The following is a 16,497-nucleotide window of genomic DNA, read 5'->3' on the forward strand; positions in this document are numbered from 1 at the left end:
TTAAGACATCTTATAAATAACCTAAAATCTTTAACATACTTTGTGCCGATTGTTGTTTTGCATGCAACCAGTCTGTTAATTTTCCGTTCTTATCATATCCTACAATCACATGTTTGGGAGAAGGGATAAGGCAATGCTTTATGCCGCCATAGCCGCTTATCTGGTCCTGATAAGCGCCCGTATGAAAAAAGCCCACATATAACGGTTCGTTATTGGCCGGGTCGCTGCTATTGCCTTCGCTTTCTAATTTTGGAAGAAACACTTCATTGATGTGCTCTTCCGAATCATAATAATCATGGCTGTCGCAGGTCATTCCGCCAAGCACCACGCGCTGGTATTCGTTCTCCCATTTATTAACCGGCAGCATTAAAAATTTTTCGCCAATGCCCCAGGTATCAGGCAATGTTGTTATAAAAGAGGAGTCTATCATATACCAGCGCTCACGGTCGTTTTGCACTTTCTGGCCCACCACGCTGTAAATATGCGCCATGCTTTCGCCCACGGTAAAGCTGCCAAATTCAGTAAAAATATCCGGCATGGGCACTTTTGCTTTTTTGCAGGCTTTCTTTATATTCCCAACAATTTCATTTATCATGAACTGGTAATCGTACTCAAAGCCCAGTGAATGTTTTATGGGAAAACCGCCGCCTATATTGATGGAATCAAGCTCCGGGCAAATTTTCTTTAGCTGGCAATAGAGGTTGATGATCTTGTTCAGTTCGCTCCAGTAATAAATATCATCCTTAATGCCCTTGTTTAAAAAGATATGCAGCATTTTAAGCTGGAACTTATCTTCATAGCCTTCAATTTCATCTACATAAAACTCAAGAATGTCTTTTGCCCTTATGCCCAGCCTTGATGTATAAAAAGGGAATGTAGGCTCTTCTTCCGCAGCCACGCGGATACCCAGTTTAAAAGGCTGCCGCACACTGCGCTTATACATCTGCAATTCATCTTTATTATCCAATATGGGAATAACATTGCTGAAACCTGAGTTGATAAGCTTTGCAATCCGCGATGTATAAGCTCTTTGCTTATACCCATTGCAGATTATGAATATATCTTTGGTTATCTTCCTTTTTTTATAGAGCTGGTTAATGATCTCTATATCATAAGCATAAGAAGTTTCCAGGTTGATATTATGCTTCAGCGCCTCTTCAACCACAAAAGAAAAATGCGAGCTTTTTGTGCAATAGCAATAATTATAGCTGCCTTCGTATTTATGTTTTTTAAAAGCCGTTTCAAACATTTTTTTAGCCTTATTTATCTGCATGCCTATTTTAGGCAGGTAGCTTAGCTTTAAAGGCGTGCCATATTTATCAATTAATGCTTTTATGTCAAGCCCGTTAAATTCAAGGTATCCGTTATTGTTCAAATCGAAATCTTCCTGCGGAAAATGAAAGGTTTGCTTTACAAGCGAAGTGTAGGTATTTGTCATTTCCTGTTCTTATTCCTGATTTTTTTTGACAAGAGCCAACAAAAATAATTGATTGCAATAATCAAAAAACAAAAAATCCCGCATGTTGCGGGATTAAATTTTTATAATCTCAAACCGAAAGTTTGATTATTTAACCGAAGCTACCAGGGCCTTAAAGCTTTCAGGTGCATTCATGGCAAGGTCGGCAAGCATTTTCCTGTTCAGTTCAATGCCTTTTTCATTCAGCTTATGAATAAATTCGCTGTACGTTAAGCCTTCTTCCCTTACGGCCGCATTAATACGAACTATCCAAAGCTGGCGGTAATCGCGCTTCTTTACCTTACGGCCCACATAAGCGTAGGTTTGACCTTTTTCTACAATATTCTTGGCAACGGTATAAACATTCTTGCGCTTGCCATAAAAGCCTTTGGCCTGTTTTAATACTCTTTTTCTTCTTGCCCTTGATGCAACTGCATTTACTGAACGTGGCATAATTTATAATTTTTTGATTTCTGATTTTCTTTAGCCGTGTGCTGCGAGCCACAAGCTGCAGGCATCAGAAAATGTTTTTAGAATTTGTTTTTTAATTACTCCCCTTTAGGGGATGGCGGTTTATTTCAAACGCAATAAGCGCATTACAAAATCCCTGTTGGGGGAAGCTACAACACCTTTCTTGCGAAGGTTTCTTTTGCGCTTGGTTGATTTTTTGGTAAGAATGTGCCGTTTGAAAGATTTCTGGAAGGTAATTTCACCGCTCCCGGTTACTTTAAAGCGCTTTTTAGCGCTGGAGTTTGTTTTAACTTTAGGCATTATAATCTTATTAAGATTACTCCCTGCTGGCGTTTCCGCACCGGCGGAACTCTTGTTGAACCTTACGGGAATTAAAATTTGGAGCGCGAAGGTATATAAATATTGCAAACCAGCAAAGCCTTTGGCCTAATAGGATTGAATGTTTTTATGTAACAGGCAAATTAATTTTATGCATCACGGCGGAAGCTGTCCCCCCACTTGATGCGGGATCACTCCCTTTCAACCATGGCTCAAAGCTCGCAGCTTTCCTCCCTACGATTTCATATTTGTAAACTGCAAAGGAAACGGCAGGTTTGCCTGCCTGCAAGCCGCAATTACAGCTTGCAGGTCGTCAATCTTTTTGCCGGTAACCCGCACCATATCATCCATAATAGCAGCCTGCACTTTAAGCCCGCTGTCTTTAATGATCTTAACAATTTTTTTTAGCATCTTCCTGTTTCAGGCCATTGGTAACGGGCACTTCTTTTTTCAGCAGTTTACCGCTTTGGTGGGCATCCTTCGAAAAATCAAAAGCATTGGCGTCTATGCCCTGTTTCATGCTCCTGCTTATCATCACATCAATCACCTGTTTCATTTTCATTTCGCTTTCCACTTCCAGCGTAACCAAAAAATCTTTTTTATTCAGGTTTATCTCAACAGGCGAATTTTTAAAATCAAAGCGGTTGCTTATTTCTTTTTTTACCGTATTTACAGCGTTATCCAAAGTTTGAAGGTCAACTTTACTGGCAATATCAAAAGATGGCATAGAAACATAATTTAATTGTATATTTAAAAAATGTAAAGCATACTTAAAACCGTAAAGGTACCGTTATCAATTAAACTTTATCGTTCCTGCATCGTCTTAATAATGTTAACAAACAAGTGTTTGTTTTGGCTTAAAAAACCGGAATGATTATAGAACAAATTCAACAAGAACAAAATGACATTATTTAAAAAACTTGCTCCGCCCCTGCTCACGCTTCTTATCTCGGCCGCCTGCGGTGTGCCGGTAAGTGCGTCTGCCCAAAATGACGGTTATTATGACGATAACGAAAGCTACAGTAATAACGATAACAGCTATAATAACCAGGATTATAATGATAATGACGATAGTTATAATGATGATGACAATAGTTATAATGATGATGACAACAGTTATAACGATGATGATAACCCGTCTGATTATGATTACCAGCCATCTGATGTAAACATCGGGGTATTTACCCAGGCTTTAACGCCGTACGGAAGCTGGGTGGTATCTGCTTCTTACGGCCGTTGCTGGGTGCCCCGTTACACCGGGTTTGTGCCTTATTCTACAGGCGGGCATTGGGTTTTCACTTCTTATGGCTGGACCTGGGCCTCCGATTTTAGCTGGGGATGGGCGCCGTTTCATTATGGCCGATGGGTATATGACCCTATTTATGGATGGATGTGGATCCCTGATTATGAATGGGGGCCGGCCTGGGTGGCATGGCGTTCCGGCGGCGGTTATTATGGATGGTCGCCTTTAGGCCCCGGCATGCACATAGGCATCAATATTGGCATTGGCATTCCCTATAACAGGTGGGTATTTGCTCCTTCCCGCTACATGGGTTACAGTAATATAAACCGTTATTATGTGGGCGTTTCACGCAATACAACCATCATTCATAATACTACCATTATTAATAATACCACGGTTTATAATAACAGGCGCTTTGTGGCCGGGCCAAACCGTACGGAAGTGGAAAGATATAGCGGAAGGCCGGTAAACCAGGTTAGGGTGGTAAATTCTAATGCTCCGGGCCGCACTTCAGTTAATAATAACACCCTGCAAATGTACAGGCCGGGCGTAAGGCAGAGAACGCCTCAAAATAACAGGTCTCAGAATAATGCCGGGATAAACAATCAAAGGCCAAATGAGGTTTATAACCAGCAGAATAACAACAGCAGGCAGTCGCCCGATTCCCGCGACAGAATAAGTAACAGCAGGCCCCAGCAGAATATACGGCAGCAAAACAGTCAGTCCAATTCAAATACGGGAAGATACCAGCAGCGGCAATACAATAATGGCAATCAGCAACGGAGCAGTCAAATGAACCGGTACGAGCAATATTCTGAAAGGATGATGCAGCAACAGCAAAGCATGCAGCGGCAGAGAATGCAGCAGCAAATGCAACGCCAGCAGCAACAAAGAACAGCAACACAGCAATCCAATCAGCAAATGCAGCGAGTGGAAAGGCAACAGTCCGGCCAGCAACGGCAGCCCGTTTCCAGGGAACGCAATGTAAGATCGTCACGCAGGGCATAAGAGTAAAGCCGGTTGTTTATCAGCCGGCTTTTATTTTGAGAGATTGCTTATTTTGCATAAAACACAAAACAGTGGATAGTAACCTCATCATCATCCTGGTTATTGTAATAGTTGTGATGACCGCCGTTGTATATATCTTTACCACACGTGCAAAAAATGAAAACGGTGATGGGCTGATAAACAAGGAAACCGCAACAACTATGCAATTGCAGGCGTATGAACGCTTGCTTATACTGGTTGACAGAATCGCCCTTCCCAATGTAATAACCAGGGTTAACCAGCCTGCATCATCAGCCAGGGAAATGCAGATGCTGCTTATACAAAGCATCCGCTCCGAATATGATTATAACATCACGCAACAGATATATGTAACAGTCGAAGCATGGAATGCCGTAAAGAACCTTAAAGAACAAAACCTGCTTATTATAAACCAGCTTGCCAATGTATTACCGCCAAACGCTACCGGCCTCGACTTAAATAAGCTGCTGCTTGAATTTTTAATGAACGATAAAAAAGGCTCGTTGCACGAAGTGGTAAGCGAGGTATTAAGTTATGAAGCTAAAAAACTAATGGGCTAAAAAACTATCAAATCTTTTAAATACAATAATTCCTGTACAGTTTTTGCTTAAAAAGGGCAATTATTATTAAATAATTTATCTTTCAAGCTTAATTGCTTATATGAAAAAGATAATACTTTGTATTCTTTTGCTGACAGGAACCATGTACGCCAGAACCCAACCCGCATTTATAAAAGACAGCATTGACAGTTACATTAATAAAGGCATGAAAAGCTGGAATATTCCCGGCCTTGCCATTGTAATAGTAAAAGATGGTAAAGTGGTTTTAATGAAAGGTTATGGCGTGCGCAACCTGGAAACAAAGGAACCGGTTGACGAGAACACTTTGTTTATGATTGCCAGCAACAGTAAGCTCTTTACCGCCACATCGCTTGCCAGGCTTGATTACGAAAACGAGCTTTCCTTAAACGATAAGATAACCAAATATTTTCCCTGGTACCGTGTATATGACAGCACCACCACGGAGCTTGTAACCATAAAAGATATGCTGTCGCATCACCTCGGCACAAAAACTTTTCAGGGCGATTTTACTTTCTGGAACTCACAGTACTCAAGGGATTCGCTCATGTATAAAATGCGGCTGCTGAAGCCCACCGGCAATTTCAGGCAGCAATGGGGCTATTGCAATACCTGCTTTTTAACGGCAGGCCAGGTGATTGAAAAAGTTACAGGCAAACCCTGGGAAGTGTATGTGCATGATAATATCGTTGAGCCATTGGGCATGGAAAATACACATACGCTTGGCAATAATATGGAGCAAATGCCAGGCGCTGCCACGCCTTATAGCAACTCGTTTAGCGAGGCCCTGCAAAAACTGCCTTATGATAATGTGGATAACCTCGCTCCTGCCGGTTCTATCGTAAGCTGCGTAAAAGATATTTCAAAATGGCTGCTGATGCAGCTTGACAGCGGCCGTTATAATGGCAGGCAAATCATTCCCTGGCCTGCCATACGGGCAACGAGGGATATGAACACCATCATCACCAGCCGGAAAAACACCTTTCTGCCTTATCATTATTATGGCTACGGCCTGGGTGTTTTTATGAGCGACTATGGCGGTAAACAGGTATTTGAGCACACAGGCGGGGCGGACGGTTTCGTGACCAATACCTGTTTTGTGCCCGAAGAAAAATTGGGCATCGCCATATTTACCAACAACGATAACCAGTCGTTCTTTGAATTGCTTCGCTATAAAATTTTAGATGCCTATTTTGGCCTGCCGGCAAAAGATTACAGCGCAATGGCTTTGCCAAATTTCCTGGAAGCCCGAAACAATAGGCTTCGCGAAATAGAATCTGATGAAGCCCGTATTAAAAACAAAAAGCCGCCGCTTTCTTTAAGCGTTTATACAGGAGATTATACAAATCCCGTTTTCGGAAATATGTCCATAAGAGTTATTGGCGGAGACCTTATTCTCAAATTCAGCCAGCACAGCGTAAAGGCAAAAATTGAATATATGGACAGCAATGAATGGCTGCTCATTTACAGCAACCCTGCTTATGGCATATTTCCCCTGCATTTTGTAACCGATGGGGCCAGAGTGGTTTCTGTGGATATAAAAGTGAACGAGTTTCTTGAAACAGATCCCTATACATTCACCAAACAATAGCGTTGCCGCTGAAATAGTAAATAAATAATTTGCTTTCTTTACCCAATGAAACCGAGCATGATATTTTTTTCTCACACAGGGGAATGTGCATAGCGAGGTTCCATGAGACATCTGAAAAAACAAATATGCACGAATGAAAAAATATGCAGTGATTGTAGCCGGCGGGTCTGGTAAAAGAATGGGGAATATTATACCAAAACAATTCCTGCCATTAAAGGGAAAAGCTGTGCTGTGGTACACGCTCGATACATTTTTAAGGGCCTATAACAACCTTTGCATCATACTGGTTTTGCCTGAACAGCATATACAAAAGGGCAAAGCCATCATTGATAGTTTTGCAGATAAGCAGCGGATTAATATTGTTGCCGGCGGCGATACACGGTTTCATTCCGTGCAGTGCGGGCTTACACAGGTAAAAGAAGAATCTGTTGTGTTTGTGCACGATGCCGTGCGCTGCCTTGTTTCTGTACCGCTAATTCAGCGCTGTTATAAAAATGCAGTGGAATATGGAAGCGCTGTTCCCGCAGTGGCAGCAACCGACAGCATACGCATTATTAACCATACATATCATACCGTTGCAAAACGGGAAGATGTGCGCATTATTCAAACGCCGCAAACATTTTTAAGCAGCATTATTTTACCGGCTTTTGAACAGGAATATTCAGACAGTTTTACAGATGAAGCAACGGTTGTGGAAGCTTATGGCGCTGAAGTTTGTTTAACGGAAGGCGAATACGATAACATAAAAATTACAAGGCCTGTTGATATGATGATTGCCGAACGCATACTGGAAGAACGTTCTGCACTGAAGTTTGTTTAAGCTCCGCTCCCATCAGGAAATGCGGCTTGCTGTTTTGCTGATCTTATCTAAAATGCTATGCGCTACTTCCATTGCCAGCAGCCCGTCAATTTCGTTTACAACCGTGTTTTTATTTTGTGCAATTGATTTTACAAACGACTGCAGCTCTTCTTTTATAGCATTCACAGGCGTTGCAGGCGGGTTTATGATTGCCAGCGTTTTATTGCCTGACGGCGTTTCTATATCAAAGGTAAAAGCGTCTTTACCGTCAGCATCAGCCTTAAGCCTGATGATTTCTGTTTTCTTTTCCAGGAAATCAATACCGATATAAGCATCTTTCTGAAACAAACGCATCTTGCGCATTTTTTTCATGCTGATGCGGCTGCTGGTTAAATTGGCAACGCAGCCATTATTAAATTCAATGCGCACATTCGCTATATCAGGCGTATCGGTCATAACAGCTACACCGCTTGCCGAAATATGTTTCACACCGCTTTTCACAATCTTTAAAATAATATCAATGTCATGAATCATGAGGTCGAGTATCACACTCACTTCTGTACCACGCGCATTAAACTGCGCCAGCCTGTGCACTTCAATAAACATCGGGTTTAAAGCCATATTGCTTATGGCTTTAAAGGCAGGATTGAATCTTTCCACATGACCCACCTGCAGTTTTATGCCGGCCTCCCTTACCATTTGCACGATCTGCTTTCCCTGGTCAAGCGTATCAGCCATGGGCTTTTCCACAAATACATGCCTGCCTTTTTTTATAGCGGCCTGGCATAATTCAAAATGAAGATTGGTGGGCGCTATAATATCTGCAGCATCACATTTATCAAGCAAAGCATGAACGCTGCTGAACCTTTTCAGTTCATATTTTTCTTCCACTTCTTTTGCATTATTATCGCCGGGATCATAAAAGCCAACTACTTCTGCGTTCTTAATTTCTTTCCAGTTATTCAGGTGAAATTTTCCGAGATGGCCAACGCCAAAAACTCCGATCTTCAGCATACGAAAATTTTGCGGGCAAAGATAAAGCGGATTGCAGTTAAGCATCTGCAAAGATGCCCTGGCGTGGATATGTTACCCTATCCGGCGAATCACAGGCTTGTTTCTCAGAATATATACAGGCTGAAAAAACCATCAGCTCTTTCCCTTTGTATTATGATGCCTGTACCCGGAAGGCATGATGCCGAATTGCTTTTCAAAATTTTTGCTGAAAATTTTAGGAGAACTGTAGCCAACAATTTCGGACACTTCATTAATGTTATGGCCTTCGGTCATTAACTCGGCAGCTTTTTTTAAACGGGTAAGATTTATTAAATCGTTTGGCGTAAGGTCTGAAATAGCATTTATTTTTCTATAAAATGTCGGCCGGCTCATATTCATATATTTTGCAAGGCGGTCCACATCCAATTCCGCGTCCTGCAGGTGTTCAATAATAACCTGGTTTACCTTGTCTAAAAAACGCTCGTCAGATTTTGTATGGGCAATGGTTTTTAAATGCGCCAAAGGCGAGTTGGCGAAATATTCCTTTACCTTATTGCGGTTGGCCAATAAGCTTGCGATCTGCGTTTTCAGGTATTTTGGCGAAAATGGTTTTTCAATATACACGTCAGCGCCCAGTTCAAGCCCCTCAATCTTTGCCTGCAGGGTATTTTTTGCCGTTAATAAAATAACCGGCAAATGGCTTAGCTCCACATCCGATTTTATAATGCTGCACAGTTCAAAGCCATCCATTACCGGCATCATCACATCGCTTACAATAAGATCAACCACTTCATTTCTCAACACCTCCAGCGCAACTTTGCCGTTGATTGTTTTTTTAATAGCATATAAATCCTGCAGGTTGCTTTCAATAAAATCGAGTATCTCCACATTATCTTCCACTAATAAAATTACCGGCTGCATATTCAATGGCTGTTATTGATTGTTAATGATCGGATGCACCGGCAATGTTAGCACAAATACATTCATGCTGCCTGCAGGCTTATTCAGCACCAGTGTTCCGCCATGCATTTCGGCCAGCGAACGGCTTAAGGTAAGGCCAATGCCCGTGCCCGCATGACTGGATGTTTCTTTTATGCGGTAAAAGCTGTCGAATATCAATTCTTTATTTTCTTCGGGAATAATAAAGCCATCGTTGGAACATATCAGTTGGTATTTCTCCTTCTTATCGCCGGCATAATTCAGCTCTATGGAAGCGGATGTATCCGCATATTTAATGGCATTATCAATAAGATTGCTGACGATCTTATTCAGCGCTTCCTCATCTGTATAGGCAAATAAATGCTCAACAGACTTTACATCAAACCTGATATGCTGCTGATCAGCAACTGGTTTAAAACGCACATAATTATCATACAGCAAATCAGAAACATTTGTTTTATTAAAGCTGAGATGAAAGCCGTTCATTTCTACTTTCCTGAAATCAAGCAGTTGGTTGGCCAGGTGCATCAGCCTGTCTGTATTGCGGCTCATCAGCTCAATGCTCGTTTTAATGGAAGGCAGCTCATCAATCTGGTCCATGATGTTTTCCATCGGCCCTTTTATCAGCGTCAGCGGCGTTTTAATTTCATGCGCCACATTGGCAAAGAAGTTTATCTTGTCTTCATAGTTCTCCTTTTCTTTTTCATACGCCAGTTTTTCAAGCCTGCGCTGCTGCCTTGCCCTTGACCTGTAAATAAAAAACCTGATCGTGAAAAACGTGATCAGCAAAATAATAAAAGCATACAGGGTATATGCCTTCCACGTTTGCCAGAATGGCGGCAGTATCTCTATTTCCAGTTTGGTAAGGCTGGCTTTTTCATTGTTATCGCTCATGCGCTTTACAATAAATGTATAGCTGCCCGGTTTCAGTTCTGTAAAATAAGCTTTGCGGTTGCTGGAAAGATAAGTCCATCCTTTATCAAGCCCTTCCATCTTATAAGCGTATGCAATGTTAGACGGGGCGCTGTAATCAGGCGCCGCAAAATCAATGCTGAAAGACGACTGGCTATGCAAAAGCACAATTTTATTGGTGAAAGTAATGGATTGCTTTAACGGCGAGTGCATGGGTTCAATCGGCAGCTCTTTATTATATACCTGGAAGCCGGTTATATAAACCGGTGCGATGAAATTATTGTTGCTGATGGAATCGGGATTGAAGCTAACCATGCCCTTTACACTGCCGAAATACATGATGCCGTTGCCATCTTTACAGGCAGAACGGTAATTGAACTGGTCGGTTAACAAGCCCTGCGATTTATTGAATGTTCTCACTTCTTTGGCGGAGGGATTAAACCTTGCCAAGCCTTTTGATGTGCTTACCCATAAATTGCTGTGCCCATCTTCAAGAATAGCATATACAACGTCTGCAGGCAGGCCATCCTTTGAAGTATAAATGTGCAATTTTTTTATGGCCGGTTCATAAGCGCAAAGCCCGCCTTCGGTGGCAAACCACATCCTGCCTTTGCCGTCATAATAAATATAGTTAATGGTGTTGGCGGCAATGCTTTGGTTGTTATTGATGGAAAAGAAATAATGCGCTGCTTTATTGGTTAAAGGGTTATAAATATAAATGCCGTCGCCATACGTGCCGCCCCAGATATTGCCTTCATCATCTTCGCACAAAGCGCGGAAAAATGCTTTGGGCAAAGCATAGATGCGTTCAAAATTATAGGCGGAAGGCATGTACTTATAGGCGCCTTTATCCGTACCGGCGATTATTTCACCGTTTCTCGTTTTAAGCAAAGCGCCGGTAAAATTGCTGCCGATGGAAGAGTTAAGCATATTATAATTATGCAGCCTTTTGCCATCCTGGTTTAGCAGGTCGAGCCCGTGCAGGTAAGTGCCTGCCCATACTTTATTGCCATCAACCAGCAAACTGTGAATATTGGAATAAGAAATAGTTTGCCTGTTCAGGGCCGGGTTAAAATTAATGAACCTGCCTGTTTTCGGGTTAAACTTATTCAACCCCGCATCTTCCGTGCCTATCCATAACATGCCCGCTTCATCTTCATGGATTTCGCTGATGGCATTGCCGCTGATGGCGTTCTCATTTACCTTGGGAAAATATTTTTTAAAAACGAGCGCCTGCTTCGGATAATAATTTACACCGCCAAAATAAGTGCCTGCCCATATACCGCCCCGCTTATCCATGCACAGCGTTTGCACAATATTATCCGACAAGGAATACGGATCCCCGATCTGTTTCCGAAGATTATAATAACTGCCATTGCCGGTATTGAAAATATAAATGCCCGACTGCGTGGCAATCCAATATTCATTTTTATTGATGGCAAGAATATCCCGCACAATGATATCCGTTTTATCCGCATTTAAAGTAAGCAGGTCTTTATAGCCTGCTGTTTTTATATCAAACAATTTCAGGCCCTGGTTCGATGTGCCCACCAGCAATGTTCCGTTGCCTGCATCATAAACAGACTGTATCCATTTTGAAACTACATAACCTGAATGATTAAAGAGATCATATCTTTCATCAAAGCTGTCATCGGCGGCATTGTATTTCGCAATAATGCCCGATGATGTTGTTATCCATAAACTGCCATCCTTTAAAATATTGTAAGCGGTAACTTCTTTATTCAGTATAAATGCCTTTGTTGCATTTGTTTTTGTATTGCAGCGATAGAGTGTATAAAGCGTAATATAGTAAACATCATCTCCCACCACTTTTACCGACTGCACAGAGCCATTGCCTGCATACTTAAACTGGGTAAAGCTTTCCGTTAATTCATCAAATACAAACAATCCTTTTTCCGTGCCCACCCATATTGCATTATTATCATCTTCAGACAGGCTCATTATCGCATTGCTGCCAATGCTCTTTTTATCAGACGGGTTATTGCGGAAAATTTTATAGGAAAGCCCGTCAAACCGGTTCAGGCCATCCCGGGTGCCAAACCACATAAAGCCAAGATGATCCTGCATTATGCAAAGCACGGCATTGTTAGAAAGGCCGTCTTCTACCTGGTAATGTGTAAAATAATAAGGCTGGCTGCGGGCATCAACCAGGAAAAATAACAACACAATAAATGCAAAGCATTTCCTCATACGGCAAATATGCAGTGAATGTGAATTAAATCAATGTCACCCCATCTCTGAATAACCGGAATGTGATAAGGAATAATCTTAATTCATATACATAGATTGGCTACAATATCCAATTATAGTTCTACTGCCAGCAATTCCTTCCCAAGATTATGAATCGCAGTTTCAATTTTCTTTACTTGAGCGGGACGAGGTTTTTTTAATCCTGAGGCATAATGCTGAAGCTGTTTTTGATTAATCCCTGTCATGCGTTCCAACGCTGCATTTGTAAAGATTTTTTTGTAGAAATTTAAAAAACTCTCCGTGTCAAATTTGAAAACCACTTCATAATCGCTCATTAAAATATCAGGTATATTTTCAGGTTTATTATATTTTTTAAATAACCGTATACCTTCCACAGCAGACTGTTTCGCTTGTTCTACGGTATCGCCCATGCCATACACGCCTGGTGCATTTTCTGCATAAGCACTAAATACGTCATTGCTGCGCTCAATAATGATTTTTATTCTTTTTGTTTTACCTGTTTTTTGTTTATCGCTCATTGTCTTCTTCAATTTAATATCAAAATTTGCAAGTGTTGCTAAGCCTTATTTAAGCTTCATATCTAAAATCGGTAAATGATTTTTATAGAATATTTGAACTGGTTATTGCAAAAATGGTTTCCATTAAATGCCCGGCAAAGTTTGAGACAAATCCGCCCAAACATGAAACAAAAAATTTTTTAATATCAGGTATAAATTTTCATTTTGCCCCCATTGTTTTTTCCACTTATGAGAAGCTGCATTATGCAGTTTTAAAATTGATTGCCATGATTACCATAAATGACTATTACCAGCAACTATCAGACCGTGAACTGCTTGATCTTATAAAAGAAGACAACAGAAAAGCTTTTGATGAAATATACAGCCGCTACCGGGATTTTTTAACCCAAACAGCATTAAAGCACCTGCAGTCAAAACAAAAAGCAGAAGATGTGGTGCAGGATATATTCATCAGCCTTTACAGGCGCCGCCGGGAGTTTGAGCTATCTGTATCACTGCGGGCTTATTTATCGCAGGCCCTGAAGTTCAGGGTCATGAATGAATTCCGTTCACAGGTGGTAAGGGATGCTTACAGCAAATATGTACGTTATGCTTATGCCTATTCAAACAATGCTGTATATCATATTTACGAAACAAAAGAACTGGCGCATCACATTAACCGTTCCATAAATTTATTGCCGGAAAAATGCAAACAGGCATTTTTATTAAGCCGCAGCGAAGACCTTTCCTATAAAGATATTTCAGGCCATTTGAATATTTCGGTAAGCACGGTTGAAAAACATATCAGCAAAGCATTAAAGTTTCTGAAAGCGAATTTGTGCCTGCAATGATTTTATTCCATTAAATAACACTTCTATACTATAACATGATTGCTTCTTTACGAACCGGGTTTATTATCATATTGCTTCTTGCAGCTCATGATATGCATGCACAAAAGCCATTGGTTGAATATGTAAACACCTTACAAGGCACCAATTCAAGCTGGGATTTCTCTTACGGAAATGTGTATCCCACAATTGCCCTGCCTTTTCCCATGCATTCCTGGTCGCCGCAAACCGGCAAAAACGGCGATGGCTGGAAATACACTTACAATGCCACAACGATAAGAGGTTTTGAAGAAGTGCACCAGTGCAGCCCCTGGATGGGCGATTACGGCGTGTTCAGTTTAATGCCGGTTACGGGCAAATTAAAGGTGAATGAAGAAGAACGCGCCGCTGCATTCAAACATGAAAATGAAACGGCAAAACCATCTTATTACAAGGTAAAATTTGATAACGGCATCACTGCTGAAATAAGCCCTGCGGAACGCAGCGCCTGCATGCGCTTTTCTTTTCCGAAAGAGGATGCCTTCCTGGTATTTGACGGTTATACAAAATTCAGCGCCATACAAATCATCCCGCAGGAAAAAAAAATCGTTGGCTATGTAACCAACGGCATATTCATTCCAAAAGAATTTAAAAACTATTTTGTAATACAGTTTGACCAGCCTTTTGTCGCTTATGGAACGTGGAGCAATAAAGATAGTTCCATCCATGCAAATAACCTTTCAGATTCAGGCGAACAGCGCGGCGCTTACATACAATTTAAAAAAGGCGCCAGCGTGAATGCAAAGATCGCTTCATCCTATATAAGCCCTGAACAGGCAGCGCTTACTTTAAAGCAGGAGCTTGGCGGCTACAAGAAATTTGAAGAAGCAAAAACTGCTGCTGATAAAGCATGGAATGATTTATTAGGCCGTGTAAAAGTGGAAGGCGGCACAGAAGAAGAGAAAGCAACTTTCTATTCCTGCCTGTTCCGGGCTAGCTTGTTCAGCCATAAATTTTATGAAATAAAAGAAGATGGAAGCCCATACTATTTCAGCCCTTACGATGCCAAAATTCACGATGGCTATATGTTTACCGATAATGGTTTCTGGGACACCTTCCGCGCCCAGTTTCCGCTCAGCAATATTCTTCATCCCGCCATGGAAGGCAGGTATATGCAATCGTTGCTGGATGCACAGCAGCAATATGGATTCTTTCCCACCTGGTCAAATCCCGGCATGAGCGGCGTAATGGTAGGCAACCACGCCATATCGTTGCTAACAGATGCATGGATAAAAGGCATAAGAACGTTCGATCCGCAAAAAGCATTGGAAGCTTATTTTCATGAAGCCACCAACAAAGGTTTCTGGGGCGGTTCAAACGGCCGCGAAGGCCATGAATACTGGTTTAGCCTTGGCTTTATTCCGTATAAAGAAGTGAGCGAAAGCGGCGCCAAAACGTTGGAGTATGCGTATGATGACTGGTGCGCCTACCGGTTGGCAAAGCTCACCGGCAATACATTCTATGAAAATGTTTTCGCAAGGCAGATGTTCAACTATAAAAATATCTTCGATACAACGGTTGGTTTTGTGCGCGGCCGCACCAAAACCGGCGAATGGGCGCCGCAGCATTTTGACCCTGCTGAATGGGGCGATCCTTTCACCGAAGGCAATCCCTGGCAATGGACATGGTCTGTTTTTCACGACATAAACGGCTTAATAAAACTGATGGGCGGCAATGAAAAATTCAATGCAAAACTGGATAGTTTATTCACGGCGCCCAATGTGGTAAAATATGGTTCTTATGGCCATGAGATACATGAAATGAAAGAGATGGTATTGCAAGGCATGGGCCAGTATGCGCATGGCAATGAGCCGGTGCAGCACGCCGCTTACTTATACAACTACAGCCGCCAGCCCTGGAAATCGCAAAGGCAGTTGCGGGAGATAATGGCCAGGATTTATAATGCCGGGCCCGATGGTTTTCCGGGCGATGAAGACCAGGGCGAAACATCATCGTGGTATGTGCTGAGCGCTTTGGGCTTATATGCGGTTTGCCCGGGAACAGACCAGTATGTTATAGGCAGCCCGGTATTTAATAAAATTACTATTACGCTGGAAAACGGCAAGCAGTTTATTATTGAAGCGGATAATAACAGCGCTAAAAACGTGTATATACAATCAGCCAAACTGAACGGCGTAAACTATAAACATAACTGGATTAAGTATGATGATATCATCAATGGCGGCACGCTGCATTTTGAAATGAGCGATACGCCCAATACCACACGCGGCATTGATGATGCAGATAAACCGTATTCGGTTTCCGGAACGCGGTCAGACGCTTCAAAAGCGTCAGACCGGTAGCAACAATTTTAAGAATGTAAGCTTATCAAAAAGTAAGCTGATAAGGTTAAGAGAATTTTTAATCATTTTTTTACAATTGCATGCTTGCTAAAGAATCATTTTAGAAAACCATCTAACCAACTGAACTGTTATTATACTATGCAAGGTGTAAAAAAGTGATTTTGTGTTGTTCGGTTTTAGCTCCCCTCTCCTTTGGAGAACTTGTCCCGACCATTCGGGAGGGGTTGGGGGTGAGGTCTGACAATGAAATAT

General features: G+C 41.8%; 15 protein-coding genes. 6 read left to right on the top strand and 9 right to left on the bottom strand.

The window, feature by feature from the left end; genetic code table 11:
• Nucleotides 1-10: 10 nt before the first annotated feature.
• The 5 genes from QM629_RS17400 to QM629_RS17420 form a co-directional block, all read right to left on the bottom strand.
• Nucleotides 11-1,438: an arginine decarboxylase gene (locus QM629_RS17400; RefSeq protein ID WP_415161165.1), complete on the bottom strand. Its 1,428-nt coding sequence runs from the start codon at nt 1,436-1,438 to the stop codon at nt 11-13.
• Nucleotides 1,439-1,564: 126 nt separating this feature from the next.
• Nucleotides 1,565-1,909 carry a 50S ribosomal protein L20 gene (gene rplT / locus QM629_RS17405; RefSeq protein ID WP_415161166.1) on the bottom strand — a complete coding sequence of 115 codons (345 nt, stop codon included), beginning with the start codon at nt 1,907-1,909 and terminating at the stop codon, nt 1,565-1,567.
• 120 nt (nt 1,910-2,029) lie between these two features.
• On the bottom strand, nt 2,030-2,227 hold the full coding sequence (gene rpmI, locus QM629_RS17410; RefSeq protein ID WP_415161167.1) for a 50S ribosomal protein L35: 198 nt from the start codon (nt 2,225-2,227) through the stop codon (nt 2,030-2,032).
• A 252-nt stretch (nt 2,228-2,479) separates the two neighbouring features.
• Entirely contained in the window at nt 2,480-2,656 is a 177-nt protein-coding gene (locus QM629_RS17415; protein WP_415161168.1) for a DUF520 family protein, read from the bottom strand.
• The gene (locus QM629_RS17420) at nt 2,637-2,972 is read right to left on the bottom strand and encodes a DUF520 family protein (RefSeq protein ID WP_415161169.1); all 336 of its coding nucleotides are present in this window, start codon (nt 2,970-2,972) and stop codon (nt 2,637-2,639) included. The genes QM629_RS17415 and QM629_RS17420 overlap by 20 nt, the downstream gene beginning before the upstream one ends.
• 174 nt (nt 2,973-3,146) lie before the next feature.
• Between QM629_RS17420 and QM629_RS17425 the strand changes: the two genes are divergently transcribed.
• From QM629_RS17425 to QM629_RS17440, 4 genes are all read left to right on the top strand, one after another.
• Nucleotides 3,147-4,496 (top strand): DUF6600 domain-containing protein, encoded by a 1,350-nt coding sequence (locus QM629_RS17425; RefSeq protein ID WP_415161170.1) that lies wholly within the window; start codon nt 3,147-3,149, stop codon nt 4,494-4,496.
• A 71-nt stretch (nt 4,497-4,567) separates the two neighbouring features.
• Nucleotides 4,568-5,074 carry a hypothetical protein gene (locus tag QM629_RS17430; RefSeq protein WP_415161171.1) on the top strand — a complete coding sequence of 169 codons (507 nt, stop codon included), beginning with the start codon at nt 4,568-4,570 and terminating at the stop codon, nt 5,072-5,074.
• 100 nt (nt 5,075-5,174) lie between these two features.
• Nucleotides 5,175-6,683, top strand: coding sequence for a serine hydrolase (locus tag QM629_RS17435; protein WP_415161172.1), 1,509 nt, complete (start codon nt 5,175-5,177; stop codon nt 6,681-6,683).
• A 133-nt stretch (nt 6,684-6,816) separates the two neighbouring features.
• Complete coding sequence (locus tag QM629_RS17440; RefSeq protein WP_415161173.1) at nt 6,817-7,503, top strand: 2-C-methyl-D-erythritol 4-phosphate cytidylyltransferase; 687 nt, start codon at nt 6,817-6,819, stop codon at nt 7,501-7,503.
• Between the two features lie 12 nt (nt 7,504-7,515).
• On the opposite strand, the gene QM629_RS17445 is transcribed toward QM629_RS17440, so the two are convergent.
• From QM629_RS17445 to QM629_RS17460, 4 genes are all read right to left on the bottom strand, one after another.
• Nucleotides 7,516-8,496 (bottom strand): Gfo/Idh/MocA family protein, encoded by a 981-nt coding sequence (locus tag QM629_RS17445; RefSeq protein WP_415161174.1) that lies wholly within the window; start codon nt 8,494-8,496, stop codon nt 7,516-7,518.
• Nucleotides 8,497-8,628: 132 nt separating this feature from the next.
• A complete protein-coding gene (locus QM629_RS17450) occupies nt 8,629-9,396 on the bottom strand; it encodes a response regulator (RefSeq protein ID WP_415161175.1) in 768 nt (255 codons plus the stop codon).
• A 12-nt stretch (nt 9,397-9,408) separates the two neighbouring features.
• On the bottom strand, nt 9,409-12,537 hold the full coding sequence (locus tag QM629_RS17455) for a ligand-binding sensor domain-containing protein (RefSeq protein WP_415161176.1): 3,129 nt from the start codon (nt 12,535-12,537) through the stop codon (nt 9,409-9,411).
• Nucleotides 12,538-12,650: 113 nt separating this feature from the next.
• Entirely contained in the window at nt 12,651-13,076 is a 426-nt protein-coding gene (locus QM629_RS17460) for a type II toxin-antitoxin system HicB family antitoxin (RefSeq protein WP_415161177.1), read from the bottom strand.
• Between the two features lie 266 nt (nt 13,077-13,342).
• On the opposite strand from QM629_RS17460, the gene QM629_RS17465 reads away from it, so the two are divergent.
• Nucleotides 13,343-13,906, top strand: coding sequence for an RNA polymerase sigma factor (locus QM629_RS17465; RefSeq protein ID WP_415161178.1), 564 nt, complete (start codon nt 13,343-13,345; stop codon nt 13,904-13,906).
• A gap of 35 nt (nt 13,907-13,941) precedes the next feature.
• On the top strand, nt 13,942-16,245 hold the full coding sequence (locus tag QM629_RS17470; protein ID WP_415161180.1) for a GH92 family glycosyl hydrolase: 2,304 nt from the start codon (nt 13,942-13,944) through the stop codon (nt 16,243-16,245).
• The last annotated feature ends 252 nt before the right edge of the window (nt 16,246-16,497 follow it).

Origin of the sequence: Parafilimonas sp. (genome assembly GCF_047606085.1) — a bacterium.
Classification (GTDB): Bacteria; Bacteroidota; Bacteroidia; order Chitinophagales; family Chitinophagaceae; genus Parafilimonas.